The 241-nt window shown below is 41.5% G+C and carries 1 protein-coding gene; it reads left to right on the top strand.

Annotated features, from left to right (window positions below):
- The coding region (locus SB725_RS33540) for a cation transporter (protein ID WP_410923739.1) at nt 1-241 on the top strand (241 nt) is incomplete at both ends.

The following is a 241-nucleotide window of genomic DNA, read 5'->3' as shown; positions in this document are numbered from 1 at the left end:
CATCGTCGCAGAAAAAAAATCTGTCAAACCTGCTGATAAGAGCCATCCATTAGGCTATGGCAAAGAATCCTATGTCTGGTCAATGATTGCCGCTTTTGGTGTATTTACGGCAGGCTCGATTGTGTCTATTTATACAGGTATTAAAGAGTGGAATGCTACTGAATCTGAGACCAACTATACAATTGCTTTTATCGTTTTAGCGGTAGCGTTTGTACTTGAAGGGTTTTCGCTAGTTCAGGCC

The sequence above is a fragment of the Pseudomonas sp. SIMBA_041 genome, assembly GCF_046535095.1.
GTDB classification, from domain to species: Bacteria; Pseudomonadota; Gammaproteobacteria; order Pseudomonadales; family Pseudomonadaceae; genus Aquipseudomonas; species Aquipseudomonas mucoides.
This window is presented reverse-complemented; position numbering and strand designations above follow the sequence as displayed.